We start from the raw sequence: 17,436 nt of genomic DNA on the forward strand, positions 1-17,436 counted from the left end.
GGCGGGCGGGACATGGTGCCTCCTCGGCGGGCGGAGAACGGACGTTCTCCCGGTAGCCTAGAGAACGCTCGTTCTCCAGGGCAAGGGCAAGCGGAGGTGGCGTGGAACACGAGGAGCGGCTCCTGGCCGCCGCGGGCGATCTCTTCTACCGCCGCGGCGTGCGGGCGGTGGGCATGGACGACGTGAGGGCCGCGTCCGGGGTGTCGCTCAAGCGGCTCTACCAGTGCTTCCCGTCCAAGGAGGCGCTGGTCGTGGCGTATCTGGAGCGGCGGGACGAGCGGTGGATGTCCTCACTCACCGCCTACGTCGCCGAACGCCGGAACTCGATCGCCGCCGTGTTCGAGTGGCTGGAGCGGTGGTTCGGCGAGGACGACTTCCGCGGGTGCGGGTTCGTCAACGCCTACGGGGAGCTCGGCGCGACGTCGGAGGCCGTCCGCGACGTGGTGCGGCGGCACAAGCAGCGGCTGCGCGACTACCTGCGCGGGCTCGCGGCCGAGGCGGGGGCGGCGGATCCGGACCTGCTCGCCGAGCAGGTGCTCGTCCTGGTCGACGGGGCCACCGTCACCGCCATGGTGAGCCCCCCGGGCACCGCGGCGGCGCGGTCGGCCGGCCACGCCGCCGCCGCACTCATCGCGGCTTGCCTGGCCTCATGAAACTCACAGCAGCTTGTCGAGGGTGATCGGCAGGTCCGAGACGCGCTTGCCGGTGGCGTGCCGCACCGCGTTGGCCACGGCGGCGGCGACCCCCGTGATGCCGACCTCGCCCACCCCGATCAGGCCCAGCGGCATGGTCGGGTCCGGATCGTCCAGGCAGTGGACGTCGATGCGGGGGATGTCGGCGTGCACCGGCACGTGGTACTCGGCCAGGCTGGGGTTCATGATCCGGCCGGTACGGTGATCGACGAGGGTCTCCTCCGACAGCGCCATGCCGATGCCCATCACGATGCCACCGCGCAGCTGGCTGTCCACCGTCTTGGCGTTGATGACCCGGCCGACGTCGAACACGCCGACCCAGCGCGACACGCGCACCTCGCCGGTGTCCCGGTCGACCCGCACCTCGCAGAACTGCGCCCCGCACGCCGCCTTCACCCAGCGCCTCTGGTCGCGGATCATCTTCGCCAGGAACTTGACCATGCTCCCTTTGATCTCGGCTTCCAGGTGGTCGCGGCCCGCCCTGGCCAGGATCGCCGCATACGTCTCGCCGGCGCCGCCGTGGTACAGGCCGCCGTCGCGGGCCTCCAGGTCGTCCAGCCGGCGACCGCGCAACAGCGATTCCGGTGAGCGCCGTGCCAGAGCGAGCGCGGACTGCTTGAGCTTGCGGCAGGCGGCCAGCACGCCGGCGGCCACGCTCGCGGTCTGCGCCGAGCCGCCCGCCATGGGGCCCGGCGGCAGGTCGGAGTCGCCGTACTCCACGCGTACCGACTCCAGGGGCACGCCGAGCTCGTCGGCGGCGATCTGCGCCTGCACGGTCGCCGCGCCCATGCCCATCTCGTGCAGGCCGCACCGCACCACGACCCCGCCGTCCGCGGCCAGCCGCACGGTGACGCTGGCAGGCATCGAAAACGCCGGATGGTACGCGGTGGCGACCCCCATGCCGACCAGCCACCGCCCGTCCCGCATGGAGCCGGGCCGCGGATCGCGCTCGCGCCAGCCGAACCGCTCGGCCCCCAGCGTGTACGCCTCCCGCAACATCCGGTGCGCGAACCTCTTGCCGCTCACCGGGTCGCGCGCGGGCTCGTTGCGCATCCGCAGCTCGATCGGGTCCATGCCCAGCTCGCAGGCGAGCTCGTCCACGGCCGACTCCAGGGCGAAGGTGCCGATGGACTCGCCCGGCGCCCGCATGGCCGTGTTGGCGAGCAGGTCGAGCTTGACGATGTTCTGGCGCAGATGGATGTTCGGGACGTCGTAGAGGTGCCGGGAGCCGGAGGTGATCTGCTCCGGCATGCCTCCGACCCGTCCCAGTCTGGCCACGCTGGTGTGGATGAGCGCGGTCAGCTTCCCGTCCGTGTCCGCGCCCAGTGCGACCCGCTGCGTGCTGGGGGTGCGGCCGCCGACCGTGTGGTAGACGCCCTCGCGGGTGAGCGCCAGCCGCACGGGCCGGCCGGTCGCCCGCGCCGCCAGCACCGCCAGCAGCGTCCCCGCCCAGACCATGCCCTTGCCGCCGAACGCGCCGCCCACGTAGGGGGACAGCAGGCGGATGCCCTGCTCGGGGACGCCGAACCGCACGGCGAGGTGCTTGCGCATCCACGCGATGCTCTGCGAGCCCTCGTGCACGGTAAGGCGGTCGCCGTCCCACACGGCGGTCGTCGCGTGCGGCTCGATCGCGTTGTGGTTGTGCGGCGGCGTGGTGAAGCGCAGGTCCACCGACACCGGCGCCGTCGCCAGAGCGGCCCGCGCGTCGCCCTTGTCTGCCCCGCCCGGCTGCAGCGCGCTGCTCTTCTGCGGGGTGGCGTTCGGCTCCTCGGCCGCGAAGTCGATCGCGGCGGGCAGCTCCTGGTACGCCGGCCGCACCAGGGAGGCCGCGTGCCGGGCGGTCTCGGGCGTCTCGGCGACCACGACGGCCACCGGCTGGCCGTTCCAGTGCACCTCATCGGTGGCCAGGTAGTTGACCGACGTGCCGATGACGAGCGTGCTCACGTCCAGCATGCTCGCCTTGGGCGCGGGTTTCATGGCGGGGGCGTTCTCGTGGGTGAGCACGGCGATCACGCCGGGCACCGCGCGGGCGGCCGCGGTCTCGATGGCGATGATCCGGCCCCGGGGGATGGTCGCGTGCACGAGCGCGGCGTAGGCCAGGCCGGGGTAGGAGTGCTCGGCCGCGAAGCGGGCCTCGCCGGTGGTCTTGGCGCGGCTGTCGAGCCGGTCGACACGCTGGCCGACGTATTTCGTCGCGGCCTTGCGCTCGGTCTCGGTCGTGGTCATGCCGCATCCTCTCCGGTGCTCAGCTCGCGCAGCGTGGCCGCGATCGTGGCGCGGGCCAGCTTGACCTTGAACGCGTTCCCCGGCCGTACGGTCGCGGGCGCCAGCTCGGCGTCGGCCGCGAGCAGGAACTCCTCCTCGCTCGCCGGGCCGCCGAGCAGGATCCGCTCCGCCTCGCGCGCCCGCCACGGCTTGGCCGCGACGCCGCCCAGCGCCAGGCGCACCGCCGTCACCGTCCCGTCCCGCACCTCCAGCGCCGCGGCCACGGAGACCAGCGCGAACGCGTACGACGCCCGGTCGCGTACCTTGCGATAGCGTGAGCGGGCCGGCGCGGGCGGCAGCTCGACCGCCGTGACCAGCTCGTCGGCGGCGAGCACGGTCTCGATCTCCGGCGAGTCGCCGGGCAGCAGGTGGAAGTCCGCCAGCGGGATCCGCCGCGTGCCGCGCACGCTGCGTACCTCGACAACGGCGTCCAGAGCGGCCAGCGCCACGCACATGTCCGACGGATGCGTGGCGATGCAGCTCTCGCTCACGCCCAGGATCGCGTGGGAGCGGTTGAACCCGCCGAGCGCGTCGCAGCCGCCGCCCGGCTCGCGCTTGTTGCAGGCCGATGCCTGGTCGTAGAAGTACGGGCAGCGGGTGCGCTGCAGCAGGTTGCCGCCCACCGTGGCCATGTTGCGCAGTTGGGGCGAGGCGCCGGCCAGGATCGCCTGCGACAGCACCGGGTAGCGGGTGCGGATCCGCGGGTCGGCGGCCAGGACGCTGTTGCGCACCAGCGCCCCGATCCGCAGCCCGCCGCCGGGCAGCTCGGCCACCTCGTCGAGCGGCAGCCCGCTGACGTCCACGACGGTGTCCGGCCGCTCGATGCCTTCGCGCATCAGGTCGACCAGGTTGGTCCCGCCGCCGATGAACTTCGCGGCGGGCTCGGTGGCGACCGCGTGCACGGCCGCGGCGACGTCGATCGGCTTGACGTACGCGAACGGTCTCATCCGGCCACTTCCTTGATCGCGTCCACGATGCCGTTGTAGGCGCCGCAGCGGCACAGGTTGCCGCTCATCCGCTCCCTGATCTCGGCCTCGGTGAGCTCGGGGTCGCCCTGGGAGACTGCGCTCGGCATGCCCGCGGCGTGCTCATCGAGCATGGCGATCGCGGAGCAGATCTGGCCCGAGGTGCAGTAGCCGCACTGGAACCCGTCGTGGCGGATGAACGCCTCCTGGAGGGGGTGCGGGGCTACCCCTTCGATCGTGGTGATCTCCTTGTCCGCGTACTGGACGGCCAGGGCCAGGCAGGCGTTGATCCTCACGCCGTCGGCGAGGACCGTGCACGCGCCGCAGGCGCCCTGGTCGCACCCCTTCTTCGGGCCGGTCACCCCCATGCGCTCGCGTAGCGCGTCGAGCAGGCTGACCCACGGCTCGACGTCGAGCTTCTCGTCGGCGCCGTTCACCCGCATCCGTATCTCAGTCACGAAACGGGACGCTAACAGAACGGCGTCCACTTAACAAGAGAACGGCGTTCCTTTAAGTCGGTCGTATGCTGGCAGCGACATGACGCGATCGGCATTCCTCCGGGCCAGGCGGCCGGAGCACAAGCAGCAGCGGCGCGAGGCGATCCTCGACGCCGCCCGCGAGCTTGCGACCTCCTCCGGCGTGCGCAACGTCAGCCTGGGCGCGGTCGCGGAGGCCGTCGGGCTGGCGAAGTCCAACATCGTGCGCTATTTCGGCACCAGGGAGGAGATTTACCTCCAACTGGCCACGGAAGAGGGGGAACGATGGGCGGAGGCGGTCGCCGAGCGGCTGCGGGAGGCCGGCGGCACTGCCGATACGGTGACGGCGCTGGCGGAGACGCTCGCCGAGCGGCCGCTCTTCTGCGACCTGCTCAGTAACCTCTCGACCAGCCTGGAGCACAACGTGTCGGTCCCGGCGGCGCGCGCCTACAAGCGGGCCGTGCTCGGCCAGCTCGCCGAGGTGGGCAGGCAGGTCGCCGACAGCACGGACCTGACGGAGGGCGAGGGCATGGAGCTCGTCACGGCCGCCGTCGCCCTGGCCAGCGTGCTCTATCCCATCTGCAATCCGCCCCCGACGATCGTCCAGCTCTACGCCGAGGACCCGGATCTCGCCGCCGCCTGTCCGCCGTTCGCGCCCACGCTCGGCCGCACGCTCAGCGCGATCGCCGCCGGCCTGCCAACGCTCCGCTGACCCCTGCGCCTAACCGGTTAACCGGTGTCTTCCTCAGTGACGGAGCCGTGTTCGGCCTCGGCGACGGCGACGAGTTCGTTGAGGTTGTCGCGTTCGATCTGGCGGGCTACGGCGGTGGCGACGTAGGCGGACAGGCCAGGGAAGGTGACGGCGACCGCGGCGGCCAGGTCGGCGAAGGCGGTGGCCGTGGGTAGCGGGTCGGCGGGCAGGGCGAGCAGGATGGTGCGCTCGGCGGCAGGATCCAGCGGGACCGCGTGCACACCGGCGTAGTGGACGGGCAGCGACAGCTCGGGGACGACGCTCACGCCGAGGCCCTCGCCCACCATGGCGAGGATGCTGCCGGTGTCGCGCACTCGGTAGTGGCAGCGCAGGCTCACCCCCGCCTCCCGGGCGAGCTCCGTGATCAGCGGCTCGCACCCGCCCGTGGACATGATGAACGGATGCCGTCCCAGCTCGGCGACCGGGACCGGGTCGCGGACGCTCAGCTCATGCCCGCTGGGCAGCACGGCCAGCATGCGATCGGTGGCGAGCGGTCGCGTGACCAGCCCGGGAACGGCGTTGGTCACGGTGGCGACGTCGGCCGCACCCGTCTGAAGCCATTCGAGCACCTCCTCGTCCGAGCCCTCCATGACGGCCAGCCGCACCCGTGGATGCGTCTCCCCGAACATGCGCAGGATCGGTGGCAGCAGGCGGGCGTTGGCGCTCGGGATGGCGCCGACCCGCAGGCTGCCGCGCTCTTGCCCGCGCGCCGCCGCCACCTCCTGCTCCAGGGCCTCCACCTGGGTGAGGATGAGGGTGGCACGGCGCAGGACGGCACGCCCGGCCGCGGTCAGGCTGACCCCGTGGTTGCCCCTGACCAGCAGCGCGATCCCGAGCTCGCTCTCCAGGGCCCGCAGCGCGTGGCTGACGGCGGACTGCGTGGTGGCCAGTTCCTCGGCCGCCCGCGTCATGTTCCCCGTGCGCGCCACCGCCTGCAGGATCCTGAGCTGCGTGAACGTCACAGCGCCGCCCGAAGCAGGCCCACGACCAGTGGATGCGGGGCGTCCGGCCGCGAGCGCGCCTGCGGCACGAACAAGCTGGCCACGTAGTAGGGGTGGCCGGGGAGCTCCAGCACCCGGGCCTCGCCGTCACCGTCCACGCCGGTCACCAGGAAGCCGCCGTCGTGGAGAGTGCCCTGGTGCGCGGGGTCGATGCCGAAATTGCAGTAGTACTGCTCCTCGACCTCGGTCTCCCCGTACAGCCCGGCCACCCGGGAGCCGGGGGTGAGCGTGACGGGCATGGTCTTGCCCGCGAGCGAGCACGTCAGCTCCGAGACGAACAGGGTCGACGCGTACGGGTCGTACTCGGCGTGCTGGGCGTCCTCGTGCCCGAGCACGTGGCGGGCGTACTCGATCACCATGTGCTGGCAGCCGCCGCACGTCCCCAGGGTGGGGACGCCGTGCTCGCGGCCGTGCCGGAGCGCGGCGACGGCGCCGAGCAGGCTCCGGTACGGGCTGCCCGGCGCGCACCACAGCGCGTCGGCGCCTTTCACGTCGGACAGGTCGGATTCGAGCGGCTCGGTGGCCAGCCAGCGGACGTCCACCCGGACGCCGAGGTATGCGGCGGCGTGGCGCAGCGCGTCGTCGGTGGCCCAGTGCGGGGCGAACGTCTTGTCGTAGTCGCCGATGACCGCGACGTGCAGGGAACGATCCATGGGCCTCACTATGCGGCGGCCCGGCCAGGAACGGCAATGCGTAACCACGCGGCCGTCATGAGCGAATGCTCAGGTCAACGCCTCGGACGGCGCGGACAGCAGCGGGAGCATGACCTCCACGCGGGTCCCCGCGCCGGGCTCGCCGCCGACCACGCAGATCCCGCCCAGCTCGGCCGCCCGCTCGCGCATCGACCCGAGGCCCACGCCCGACCGGTACGACTTGGGCAGCCCCTTGCCGTCGTCGGAGATCAGCACGCGCAGCACCGGCCGCTCCCGCTGCAGCACGATCCGGGCGAGCGAGGCGTCGGCGTGCTTGCGGATGTTGGTGAGGGCCTCCTGGACGATCCGGTAGACCGCCACCTCGACGGCCGCCGGCAGGTCCTGCAGGCTGCCCTCGACCTCCACCTCGACCGCGGTGTCCGGCGACGACTGCCCGGCCAGCTCCCGTACGGCCCGGGCCAGGCCCAGGTCGTCGAGCGCGGGCGGGCGCAGGCCGTACACGAGCTCGCGGATGTCCCCCGTGACCGCGCTCATCCCGGCGTGCAGCTCGCCCAGCAGCTCGTCGGCCGTCTCCGGGGAGTTCTTCAGCCTGATGCGGGCCATGTTGATGGTCATGGCCATGGCCGAGAGGGTCTGGCCGAGCCCGTCGTGCAGGTCGCGGCGCAGGCGGCGGCGCTCCTCCTCCCTGGTGGTCAGGATGCGCTCGCGCGAGCGCTGCAGGTCGGCCGCCATCCGCACGGCGTGCGCCACGTCGGCGGCGTACGGGGTGAGCGTGGCCAGCACCCGCTCGTTGTGCGCGGCCGGGAACCGGCGCGGCCCCGGCGGGCCGACGAGCAGGCGGCCGACGCGTTCCCCGTGCCAGATCAACGGCACCTCGCGCGGGTCCTCACCCACCCGGCCGTTCTCGACGTAGCGGGGCTCGCCGTCGGCCACCTCGACGGCCACGCCCTCGACCGCCAGCCCGTCGCGCAACACGCCCAGCACCGAGGTCAGCGCGTTGGCCGGATCGCCGCGGCGCACGGCCTGGGTGAGGCGCTCGGCGAGCACGCCGGGGTCGCCGACGGCGCCGTACAAGAGGCGGTCCACGGCCCGCTGGAGCGCGCGCCGCAGCGGCTGGAAGAACCCGCCGGCGAACAGCGCGGCGGCGACCCCGGCCACCTGCCCGTAGCCGGAGACCAGCAGCGACGACAGCGTGCCCGCGCCGAAATACACTCCGCTGACCACGGCCACCAGCCCGGCCGCCACGAAGGCGCGGCTGATCACCGTGTCGATGGCGTAGAGCCGGTAACGCATGACCGAGAACGCCACCGCGAACGGGATGGCCGCCGCCCAGACGATCGCCGGCCAGATGAGCACGGGCACGAAGGTGCCGGCGACCAGGAACACGATGTAGCCCGAGAACGCGAGCAGCGGCCACCCGATCTGCCGCTTCCCGACCGGGTCGGCCAGCCGCAGCCGCAGCACCAGGGAGAGCGCGGCCAGCACCATCGAGGCGTAGATGCCCGTCCAGGCCACCACCATGATCGTCTCGCTGAACGGGGTCAGCGCGGGGATCTGCAGCGCGTTGGGGATGACCGCCGGGAACGGGTAGTCCGCGGAGCGCACCGGCGGCGCACGGAACACGCGGTGCAGCAGCTCGGCCGTGATGGCGGCTAAACCGAGCAACAGCACGAGCCGCCACCGCCGGGAGGGCAGGCGGCCGCCCGGCGAGTACAGCGGCAGCAGCATCGCCAGCGTCACACCGCACACCGCCCACCCGACGTTGGCCGGCAGGCGCAGCCACCCCGCGAAGGCGAGGTCCCCGTCGGCGGCGGCGCGGAACATCAGAGCACGTGAGAAGTCGCTGACCGCGCCCGCCAGACCGCCGGCGCACATGAGCCACGCCATGTTCAGCCGGGGCCGGTGGTGGATGAGGAACGCGCCGACGGCGGGGAACGTCAGGGTGACGGCGGACTGCGGGCTCACCGTGGTGCTGGGCATCCACTCCGGGGGCAGCCCGGCCCAGATCAGCAGCGCGGCCAGGCCGAGGATCGGCGACACCACCGCCATGGCGACGGCGCACATCCTGGCGGGCGACACCTTCCCCGCAATGGTGGCATCCCCGGTGATCTCGGCGAATCCAGCCACGTGCCTCTCCGCCTCTCCGATCCCGGGCACGCCCCCGTTGACCAGGATTATGTCCCCTTATCGGGATAAATCCCTTCAACGTTTCTAGCCCGTTACCCCGCACTGGCCCCGCGAACGCGCAGGGCCAGTGCAGGATAGGCGCTACTCCACGGTGACCGTGGCCTTGGCGGCGACGGTCGTGACCGCCTCCTCGGCGATCGAGGTGATGGTCACCGCGTCGGTGGCGCGGACGTACACGGTGGCCTGGGCCGGCTGTAGGCGTCCACCCGCCTTCGAGTAGGAGTCGGCGCCGGTGAACACCGGCAGGCCGAGGTCGTCCACCGCGTCCGCATGGGAGGGTGATGTGGCCAACGAGGCTGTGAGCGCTAACACTCTAAGCAAGCCAGCTGTTTACGCATGCGCGTTCTCCAGGGGTTCAGATCGGCAGCCAGACACGCATCGTCGCGGGCCCCCGGTTGCCCCACCGGTGGTACGGCACCAGCCGAAGACCGACGTCCGCACCCGAGGGACGCCCGTCCTGCGCGGAGCCGTACGGCCAGCCGCCGTTCTCCCCGGCACCGAGCGACGCCTGGACCTCCAGCTCCACGACCCCGTCCGTGTGGTGCTCCACGGGCGGCGACACCCGCGCCGTGAGGTCGCCGAGCGGCGGCTCGTCGGCCACCGACTCCGCGCAGTAGACCAGCGGCCCCCGCTCCACCGCCGCGCTGCCCCGCAACGCGTCGATCCGCCGGTCGGGGAACGTCCACCGCGGCGCCATCGGCAGCTCCAGCCGGAGCTCGTCGCCGGCCCGCCACGGCCCGTGGGCGACCGCGTACCCCGGGGCCGCCGCACGCACCGTCCCGCCGTGCGCGAGCGTCGCGTCCGTGGCCCAGGCCGGGACGCGCAGCGCGATCCGGCCCTCGCCGCCCTCCAGCACCGTCACCGTCACGCCGCCCGACCACGGGTATCCGGTCTCGACCCGCACCGCCAGGTCGCCGTGCCGGATCTCCGACGGGGTGTGGTGGTGGATCTGAATGCCGTCGGCCGTGCTGGTCGCGACGTAGGCGGGCAGTGAGGCCAGCGTACGGGCGATGTTGTTCGGGCAGCAGGACACGTCGAACCAGGGCGAGCGCAGCCCGCCCTCGGCGGCGTGGTTGACGCCTTCGAGCGGCTCCGCGGGCACCCGCACCTGCAGCGGGTTGGCGTAGAAGAACGACCGCCCGTCCAGCGCCACCCCCGTGGCGAGCATGTTGTACATGGTCCGCTCGGCCACGTCCGCGTACCGCACGTCGCCGGTGGCCAGCAGCAGCCGGTGGGAGAGCATGATCGAGGCGATGCTCGCGCACGTCTCGTTGTAGGCCCGGTCCGGCGGCAGCTCGTAGTCGTCGCCGTACGACTCGTCGATGTGCCGCGACCCCATGCCGCCGGTCAGGTGCGTGCGGCGGGCGATCGTCCGCTCCCACTGCGACTCGACCGCCTTCAGCAGCTCCTCGTCACCGGTCTCGACGGCCACGTCCACCACGCCGGAGGCCAGGTAGAGCGCCCGCACGGCGTGCCCGCGGAACACCTGCGCCTGCCTGGCCGGCATGTCGTCCTGGTAATAGCCGCGGCCGAAGGGGATGTCGGCGAGCGCCGGCAGGCCACGCCGTTCGACGAAGCGGCGGGCCATCTCCAGGTAACGTTCGGTGCCGGTCACGCGGTAGAGCTCGACGAGCGCCATCTCGATCACGGGGTGGCCACAGGTCTGAGTGTCCTCCATGAAGCGGCGGCACACGTGGTCGGCGGCCCGCGCCACCACCTTCGTGAGCTGGTCCTCGCCGTGCATGCGCAGCCTGGCGACGCCGGCCTGGATGAGGTGGCCGTAGCAGTAGAGCTCGTGGCCCCACTCGAAGTCGGTGTAGCGGCTGCCTGACCACTTGGTGTTGAGGTAGCCGTCGCCCTCCTGGGCCTGGGCCACGGTCTCGGCCAGCGCGGGCAGCCCGGGATGATCGGCCCAGGCCATGGCCTCCAGCAGCTTGTAGATCTCTGAGTCGCTGAACTCGCGGCCCCGGCGAGGCCGTTCACCCCGGAAGTTGCCGATCCAGCCTTCGCGTTCTTCCCATTCCTGGCAGTGGGCGATCGTGATCTCGCGGTTGAGCGCGACCCGGTCCCCCCAGAAGCCGGGCAACAGCCGTACCGTGTCGAGGCCAAGGGGGGACAGGACGCCCGATGAGGGCAGGACGGGGTTAGCCACGCAGAGCTCCTGACATGAATCCGCGCACGTAGTGGCGCTGCAGAACGATGAAGAGGATGAGGCAGGGGAAGGCCATGACCATGACTCCGGCCTGGAGCATGCCGTAGTCGATCGCGCCGAACGTCTGCTGCGTCATGCTGACCACGGCCACCGGCAGGGTGAACGAGGAGCCGTCGTTGAGCAGGATGAGCGGCGCGAAGAAGTCGTTCCACGAAGCGAGGAACGCGAACAGGCCCACCGTGATCAGCGCCGGGCGCACGGCGTGCAGCAGGATTCTGGTGAAAGCCCGGAACGTGCCGCAGCCGTCCACCAGCGCCGCCTCCTCAAGCTCGCGCGGGATGGCCTCGAACGCGTTGCGCATCATGAACAGCGCGAACGGGAGCTGGAACATCACGAACACCAGCGACAGCCCGACGAGGGAGTTCTGCAGGCCGATGTAGCCGAGCAGCACGTAGAGCGGGATGAGGATCGTCGCGTACGGCACCATGAGGATCGCCAGCGTCGCCAGGAACAGCAGGTTCTTGCCCGGGAAGTCGAAGCGGGCGAAGCCGTAGCCGCCGAGCGCGGAGACGATCAGCGTGCCGGCCACGGTCATCACCGAGACCAGCACGCTGTTGGTCGCGTACGTGCCGACGCCCTCGCCGTGCCGGGCCATCTCCAGGTAGTTGGACGGCTCCTCCAGCGAGGCGTAGCCGCTCCACACCAGCGGGAACAGGAACAGCACCGCCAGGGCGGAAAGCGTGAGGTAACGGCTCATCGCAGCCTCCGCATCATCAGCGTGTTGAGCCCGACGAGGGCCACGAGCAGCACGACCGACAGCGCCGCGGCTCCGCCGAGGTCGAAGCGGAAGAACGCGTCACGGTAGACGACCATGACCATCGAGACCGTGCTGTTGTCCGGGCCGCCGTTGGTGAAGACGAAGAACTGGTCGAAGGCCAGCAGCGAGCCCGTGATGCTGAGGATCAGCATCAGCGCCAGGGTCGGGCGCAGCAGCGGCAGCGTGATCTTGGTGAAGATCTGCCAGCGGTTGGCGCCGTCGCTCCTGGCGGCCTCGTACACCTCGGTCGGGATCGCCTGCAGGCCGGTCAGCAGGATGAGCATGTTGAACCCGGCGAAGCGCCAGATCACCAGCGTGATCGTGGAGAACAGCGCCATGTTCGGCGTGCCGATCCACTTCACCGGCTCGCTGGTGATGCCCAGCGCCTGGAGCATGGGGTCGATGGGGCCGAAGTCGTTGTTCAGCATGCCGTAGAACAGCAGGCCGGCCGCGGCGAACCCGACCGCGCCCGGCAGGAAGAACGCGGTCCTGAAGAAGGCGATGCCCGGTTTGCGGTCCTGCACCAGCAGGGCCAGGCCCAGCGCCACCGCGGACAGCAGCACGGTGGTGATGGCGGTGTACTTGAGCGTGAAGAGGACCGAGTCGACGAAGAGCGGGTTGTCAGCGATCTTGAGGTAGTTGGCGGGGGCGTTGAACGTGGCCTGGCCGAGCAGCGGCCAGCGGTTCAGCGACATCCAGACGACCAGCACCAGAGGCGCGATGAAGAGCACGCCCACGATGACGGCCGTCGGGGCCGCGTACAGCCAGCCCTGGGCCTTCCTGCTCCGCCACCGGGCGGACGGCGCGGAGTGTGCCGGCCGCCGCCCGGATCGCGTGATCGTCAAGGTCATTGTTGCAGTGACTTCGTTATCTCGGCGTTGAGCTGCGGGAGCTTCGACGCGTCACCGAAAAGGGCCTCGCGGGCGAAGCGCAGCCACGGGCCCTGCGGGTCGTTGAAGGTCTGGCCGAAGCGCAGGGCGTACGGGGTCTGGCCCTTGGCCACCAGCGAGTTGACCAGCACCACGCGCGGGTCCTCGGAGGAGTACTTGTTGCTGGCCAGGTCGGTGCGTGCGAGCACGTCCTTGTTCTTGGCCATGACCTCCACCTGGGCCTCGTCGGAGACCGTCCAGGACAGGAAGTCCCAGGCCGCGTCCGCGTTCTGCGAGGTCGAGGAGATGCCGACGGAGTCGCCGCCGACGAACGTCGACTCGCCGCCGTCGGGACCGGCGATCGGGGTGACGCCGATCTTCATGTCCTTGGGCATCTGGCCGAGCGTGGTGGAGGGCATCGGCATGACGCCGATCTCGCCCTTGGGGAAGAAGCCGGTCCAGGTCGGGCCCTGCTCCTCCTTGGTGGTCGGGCCGGTGGCCTTCTTCTCGTACAGCTCGCGGTAGATCTTGAACACGTCGGTCATCGCGGGCTGGTCGTTGAGCGAGGTCGTGCCCTCGGCGTTCATGACCTGCCCGCCGGCGGCCCAGACGGACGGCCAGAACGTGAAGACGTAGCAGCCGCCGCAGTTGCCGCCGAAGAACGTGCCGTGGACCTTGCCGTCCTTGCCGAGCTTCTCCTGGATGGTGGTGGCGTGCTGGGCGAACTCCTTCAGCGTCTTCGGGCCCTTCTCGGGGTCGAGCCCGGCCTTGGTGTAGAGGTCCTTGTTCCAGAACCAGACCGACAGGTCGAGGGTGTGCGGGAGCGTGTACTGCTTGCCGTCGAGCGTGCCCAGCTTCATGTGCGAGGGCGCGAGCCCGTCCTTGTACGACAGCTTCGCGATCCTGTCGGTGACGTCCATGAACAGACCCTGGGAGGTGTAGTTCGGGACGAAGATGACGTCGGCCGCGAACACGTCGGGCAGTTGCTTGGCGCCGGCCGCCGCGGCGATGCGAGGCTGGTAGTTGTCGGTGGGGATGACGGTGAGCTTCACCTGGATGTTCTTGTGACTGCTGTTGTACGCCTGGACCAGCCGCTCGCTCTGCGCCTGAGTGGCCGCGCGGGTCCACATGGTGATCGTCACGGGACCGTCCGCGGGCTGCGTGCCGCCCCCACCGCCGCCGCCGCTGCCGCAGGCCGCTGCTGTGAGCGCTAACACACCGAGGAGGGAGATCCCGGCCAGCCTTCGTCTCATGATGTGCTCCTGGACTTAAAGGTTTTCGGAAACGTAGAAGAAACATGACCCCATGTCAATGGGTGCTAGGGTCTTAGACAGATCACAATGACCGAAAAGGGTTTCGAAACATGGCGACTAAGCGGGCGACCATCAACGATGTGGCCTCGCTGGCGGGGGTTTCGATCGCCACGGCGTCCAAGGCACTGAACGGGCGTCAGGATGTGCGGGCGACGACGCGCGAGCGCGTGCTGGCCGCCGCGGCGGAGCTCTCCTTCCAGCCCAACGCCCTGGCCAGGGGGCTCCTGTCGGGTCAGACGCGCACCGTGGGGCTGCTGACCTCCGACAGCGTCGGCCGGTTCGGCATCCCGGTGCTCCTCGGCGCCGAGGACGCGTTCGGGGCCGGCGAGATGGCCGTGCTGCTGTGCGACGCGCGGGGCGACGCGATCAGGGAGCAGCATCACGTGCGGGCGCTGCTGTCGCGCCGGGTGGACGGGCTGATCGTGGTGGGCGAGAGCACGAACTCGCGGCCGTCGGTGAGCCAGGACCTGCCGGTGCCCGTCGTGTACGCGTACGGCCCGTCCGAGGATCCGGACGACGTGTCGTTCGTGCCGGACGACGTGGGGGCGGCGGCCATGGCCGTCAACCACCTGCTGGCCATGGGGCGCCGCAAGATCGCGCACATCACGGGGCCCACCCACTACAAGGCCGCGCGAGACCGCGAGGAGGGGCTGCGGCTGGCGCTCGCCGAGGCCGGGCTTTCGCAGGCCGGCCAGACGCTGTCCGGCCCGTGGTCGCAACGGTGGGGGCGGCACGCCGCCGAGATGCTGCTGATGGCCGAACCGGACGTGGACGCCGTCTTCTGCGGCAGCGATCAGATCGCGGCCGGGTTCGTGGAGACCGCCCGGGAGCGGGGGCGGCGGGTGCCGGACGACATCGCGGTGGTCGGCTACGACAACTGGGAGGTGCTCTCCACGGAGACGCGACCCGCGTTGACGACCGTGGACATGCGCCTGGAGCTGCTGGGCCGGACGGCGGCACAGCATCTGTTCGCGGCCATGGACGGGAAGGCCACGCCGGGGGTGCACAAGATGCCGTGCCAGCTCGTCATCAGGGACTCGACGTCGCCGCCCAGCTTCTCCTGACCACCTGACACACTCCGCCGGCGGTTCGGGGAGGGTCTGGCGTACGCGGGTCTCAAGGGATGATTTCCTATACGCATGCCTGATCTCGTAGTGGACGGCGGCGACAAGCTGTGCGTTCAGTTGCTCATCGAGCTGCGCGGCCACGTACGGGAGGCCGGTCCCGGCGCGGTGATCCACCTGATCGCCTCCGACCCGGCCGCGCCCGTGGACCTGCCGGCCTGGTGCCACCTGACCGGGCACACCTACCTGGGCCCCGTGGAGGAGACTGAGCGGGCCACGTACGCGCTGCGCGTGGCCGACACCGCCCAGGAGACCCAGGAGGCCAGGCCCTGGCACGTGGCTTAAGCGGTTAATGCCCTCGCTCCGGCGTGGCCTACAGTATGACTGGTTACCCGGTTCAGAGAGGGAGTCCGTGAAGCGACCGACGATCGCCGACATCGCCAGCCGGGCCGGCGTGTCCAAGGTGGCGGTGTCCTACGCGCTCAACGGGCAACCCGGAGTGTCGGAGGCGACGCGGGCCAGGATCGTCGCCATCGCCGACGAGATCGGCTGGCGGCCCAACAGCGCCGCGCGGGCGCTCAACGGCGCCAGGGCCAACTGCGTCGGCCTCGCGCTGTGCCGGCCCGCCCGCGTCCTGGGCGTCGAGCCGTTCTTCATGGAGCTGATCAGCGGCATCGAGGGCGTGCTCGCCGACCGGTCCTACGCGCTGCTGCTCCAGGTGGTCTCCAGCCACCAGCAGGAGAGCGAGGTCTACCGGCACTGGTGGGGCGAGAGCCGCATCGACGGCGTCTTCCTCGTCGACCTGCACCATTCGGACGCGCGGGTGGCGGAGCTGGAGCGGCTCGGCATGCCGGTCGTCGTCATCGGCCATCCCTCCGAGTCGGGCTCGCTGTCGGCCATCTGGTCCGACGACGGGCAGGCCGTCCGCGAGACCGTCGGCTACCTGGTGGCGCTCGGCCACCGCCGCATCGCGCGGGTGGCCGGGCTGTCCGAGCTGGTCCACACCGTCGTACGCGACCAGGCGTTCGCCGAGGCGTGCCACGGGGTGGCCGAGCACGTCACCGTGCACACGGACTACACCGGCGAGGAGGGCGCCAGGGCCACCAGGCGGCTGCTCAGCTCGCCCGACCGGCCCACGGCGATCATCTACGACAACGACATCATGGCCGTGGCGGGCCTCTCCGTGGCCCAGGAGATGCGGGTCGAGGTGCCGCGCGACCTGTCGCTCGTGGCGTGGGACGACTCGCCGCTGGCCCAGGTCGTACGGCCGCCGCTGACGGCGCTCACCCGTGACATCCCGGCCTACGGGGCGCACGCCGCCCAGCGGCTGCTGGCGTTGATCGCGGGCGAGAGCGTGCCACCCTACGAGGACCAGGCGGCCGCGCTCACCCCACGCGGCAGCACCGGCCACGCGCCCTCCGCGGCGTAGCCCCGAGCCCTCTTTCGTCCCCGGCGCAGGGTGGCTCCTGGCCGGCCCCGGCACCTACCGCGGGTCAGGATGGCGGCTGGCAGACCGCTCGTCCCGACCCGCGGCACGTGCCGTCCCCTCCTTCGCGGCGAGTCGCCGGAGCCGTCCCCCGCCTCCCCCGTGCCGGGGACGGCTCCCACCACTACTGAGTGCGAAGTGGCCGCCTAAGTACATTCCTATCTAAGAAAAATTGGGAAATCTGCGACTCGGTGGGCCGTGGGAGTGAGGGGACTCCCTCTTGAGAGGCAGGCGGAGGTGCGCATCGGTGAGGCGTCCGCCGATCTGGTGTTCCGTGACGCGGCCCGAGCCTTCACGCCCTGCGACGTGACGGGCGGTGGCCGGTTCTGGCCAGGCAGGTCAGGGCGAGGCTAGCGTCATGTCGTTCACGTGTTCTACCCGACAGAGCCAACTATTGGTATTCTTACGGTCACTGACGGTGAAAGTCGGAGCGGGGCGGGGTGGGGGCATGCAGACGTGCCGGTCGTCGAGCATGGCCGAATGCCAGCCAATGCCGGTGCTACTCGTCAGCTTCGGCCTACCCGCGGCGGGGCCGGTGGGTGAATGAGTAAGCTCACCGCGACCGCGACCTGCACCGCCCATGGCGCGATCGTGGAGCAGACCGGTCAGGTCGTCCCGCAGGCGCTGCTGGTGCAGCGGGTGGTCTGGCTGACCGGTCTGGCGCGGGAGCTGACCGCCGATAACGTGGCGGCCCGGTGGAGTGCGGCGGATCTGGATGCGCTGTCGTGCGGGGTGGGGCTGGGCG

Annotated in this window: 17 protein-coding genes; 6 read left to right on the forward strand and 11 right to left on the reverse strand. The window is 71.1% G+C overall.

Annotated elements, in window-relative coordinates; all coding sequences use genetic code 11:
- Positions 1-101 precede the first annotated feature (101 nt).
- Positions 102-653, forward strand: a complete 552-nt coding sequence (locus EJK15_RS58045; protein ID WP_138718982.1) for a TetR/AcrR family transcriptional regulator — start codon at positions 102-104, stop codon at positions 651-653.
- A 3-nt stretch (positions 654-656) separates the two neighbouring features.
- Here EJK15_RS58045 and EJK15_RS58050 read toward each other — a convergent pair whose 3' ends face one another.
- From EJK15_RS58050 to EJK15_RS58060, 3 genes are read right to left on the reverse strand one after another with little or no spacing between them, the layout of a single operon-like run.
- Positions 657-2,918 (reverse strand): xanthine dehydrogenase family protein molybdopterin-binding subunit, encoded by a 2,262-nt coding sequence (locus EJK15_RS58050; protein WP_138718983.1) that lies wholly within the window; start codon positions 2,916-2,918, stop codon positions 657-659.
- Positions 2,915-3,904, reverse strand: a complete 990-nt coding sequence (locus EJK15_RS58055) for an FAD binding domain-containing protein (RefSeq protein WP_138718984.1) — start codon at positions 3,902-3,904, stop codon at positions 2,915-2,917. Before EJK15_RS58055 ends, EJK15_RS58050 begins: the two co-directional genes overlap by 4 nt.
- Positions 3,901-4,365: a (2Fe-2S)-binding protein gene (locus EJK15_RS58060; RefSeq protein WP_206061839.1), complete on the reverse strand. Its 465-nt coding sequence runs from the start codon at positions 4,363-4,365 to the stop codon at positions 3,901-3,903. The genes EJK15_RS58055 and EJK15_RS58060 overlap by 4 nt, the downstream gene beginning before the upstream one ends.
- 94 nt (positions 4,366-4,459) lie before the next feature.
- On the opposite strand from EJK15_RS58060, the gene EJK15_RS58065 reads away from it, so the two are divergent.
- The gene (locus EJK15_RS58065; protein WP_138718986.1) at positions 4,460-5,110 is read left to right on the forward strand and encodes a TetR/AcrR family transcriptional regulator; all 651 of its coding nucleotides are present in this window, start codon (positions 4,460-4,462) and stop codon (positions 5,108-5,110) included.
- Positions 5,111-5,127: 17 nt separating this feature from the next.
- On the opposite strand, the gene EJK15_RS58070 is transcribed toward EJK15_RS58065, so the two are convergent.
- From EJK15_RS58070 to EJK15_RS58105, 8 genes are all read right to left on the reverse strand, one after another.
- Entirely contained in the window at positions 5,128-6,111 is a 984-nt protein-coding gene (locus tag EJK15_RS58070) for a LysR family transcriptional regulator (protein WP_138718987.1), read from the reverse strand.
- Positions 6,108-6,803, reverse strand: coding sequence for a CTP synthase C-terminal region-related (seleno)protein (locus tag EJK15_RS58075; RefSeq protein ID WP_138718988.1), 696 nt, complete (start codon positions 6,801-6,803; stop codon positions 6,108-6,110). Before EJK15_RS58075 ends, EJK15_RS58070 begins: the two co-directional genes overlap by 4 nt.
- A 69-nt stretch (positions 6,804-6,872) precedes the next feature.
- Positions 6,873-8,930: a sensor histidine kinase gene (locus tag EJK15_RS58080; RefSeq protein WP_240777883.1), complete on the reverse strand. Its 2,058-nt coding sequence runs from the start codon at positions 8,928-8,930 to the stop codon at positions 6,873-6,875.
- Positions 8,931-9,071: 141 nt separating this feature from the next.
- Complete coding sequence (locus EJK15_RS58085; RefSeq protein WP_138718989.1) at positions 9,072-9,281, reverse strand: hypothetical protein; 210 nt, start codon at positions 9,279-9,281, stop codon at positions 9,072-9,074.
- Positions 9,282-9,345: 64 nt separating this feature from the next.
- Positions 9,346-11,142: a glycoside hydrolase family 127 protein gene (locus EJK15_RS58090; protein WP_138718990.1), complete on the reverse strand. Its 1,797-nt coding sequence runs from the start codon at positions 11,140-11,142 to the stop codon at positions 9,346-9,348.
- Complete coding sequence (locus EJK15_RS58095; RefSeq protein WP_138718991.1) at positions 11,135-11,899, reverse strand: carbohydrate ABC transporter permease; 765 nt, start codon at positions 11,897-11,899, stop codon at positions 11,135-11,137. Before EJK15_RS58095 ends, EJK15_RS58090 begins: the two co-directional genes overlap by 8 nt.
- Complete coding sequence (locus EJK15_RS58100; RefSeq protein ID WP_138718992.1) at positions 11,896-12,810, reverse strand: carbohydrate ABC transporter permease; 915 nt, start codon at positions 12,808-12,810, stop codon at positions 11,896-11,898. Before EJK15_RS58100 ends, EJK15_RS58095 begins: the two co-directional genes overlap by 4 nt.
- On the reverse strand, positions 12,807-14,081 hold the full coding sequence (locus EJK15_RS58105) for an ABC transporter substrate-binding protein (RefSeq protein WP_138718993.1): 1,275 nt from the start codon (positions 14,079-14,081) through the stop codon (positions 12,807-12,809). Before EJK15_RS58105 ends, EJK15_RS58100 begins: the two co-directional genes overlap by 4 nt.
- Before the next feature lie 110 nt (positions 14,082-14,191).
- On the opposite strand from EJK15_RS58105, the gene EJK15_RS58110 reads away from it, so the two are divergent.
- From EJK15_RS58110 to EJK15_RS58125, 4 genes are all read left to right on the forward strand, one after another.
- Complete coding sequence (locus EJK15_RS58110; RefSeq protein WP_138718994.1) at positions 14,192-15,205, forward strand: LacI family DNA-binding transcriptional regulator; 1,014 nt, start codon at positions 14,192-14,194, stop codon at positions 15,203-15,205.
- A 75-nt stretch (positions 15,206-15,280) separates the two neighbouring features.
- Positions 15,281-15,550 (forward strand): sulfurtransferase TusA family protein, encoded by a 270-nt coding sequence (locus EJK15_RS58115; RefSeq protein ID WP_138718995.1) that lies wholly within the window; start codon positions 15,281-15,283, stop codon positions 15,548-15,550.
- Between the two features lie 67 nt (positions 15,551-15,617).
- Positions 15,618-16,634: a LacI family DNA-binding transcriptional regulator gene (locus EJK15_RS58120; protein WP_138718996.1), complete on the forward strand. Its 1,017-nt coding sequence runs from the start codon at positions 15,618-15,620 to the stop codon at positions 16,632-16,634.
- Positions 16,635-17,234: 600 nt separating this feature from the next.
- Positions 17,235-17,436 (forward strand): hypothetical protein (locus tag EJK15_RS58125; protein ID WP_138718997.1); only part of this gene is annotated, 202 nt, incomplete at its 3' end.

The organism is Nonomuraea basaltis, from assembly GCF_005893125.1.
GTDB lineage: Bacteria > Actinomycetota > Actinomycetes > Streptosporangiales > Streptosporangiaceae > Nonomuraea > Nonomuraea basaltis.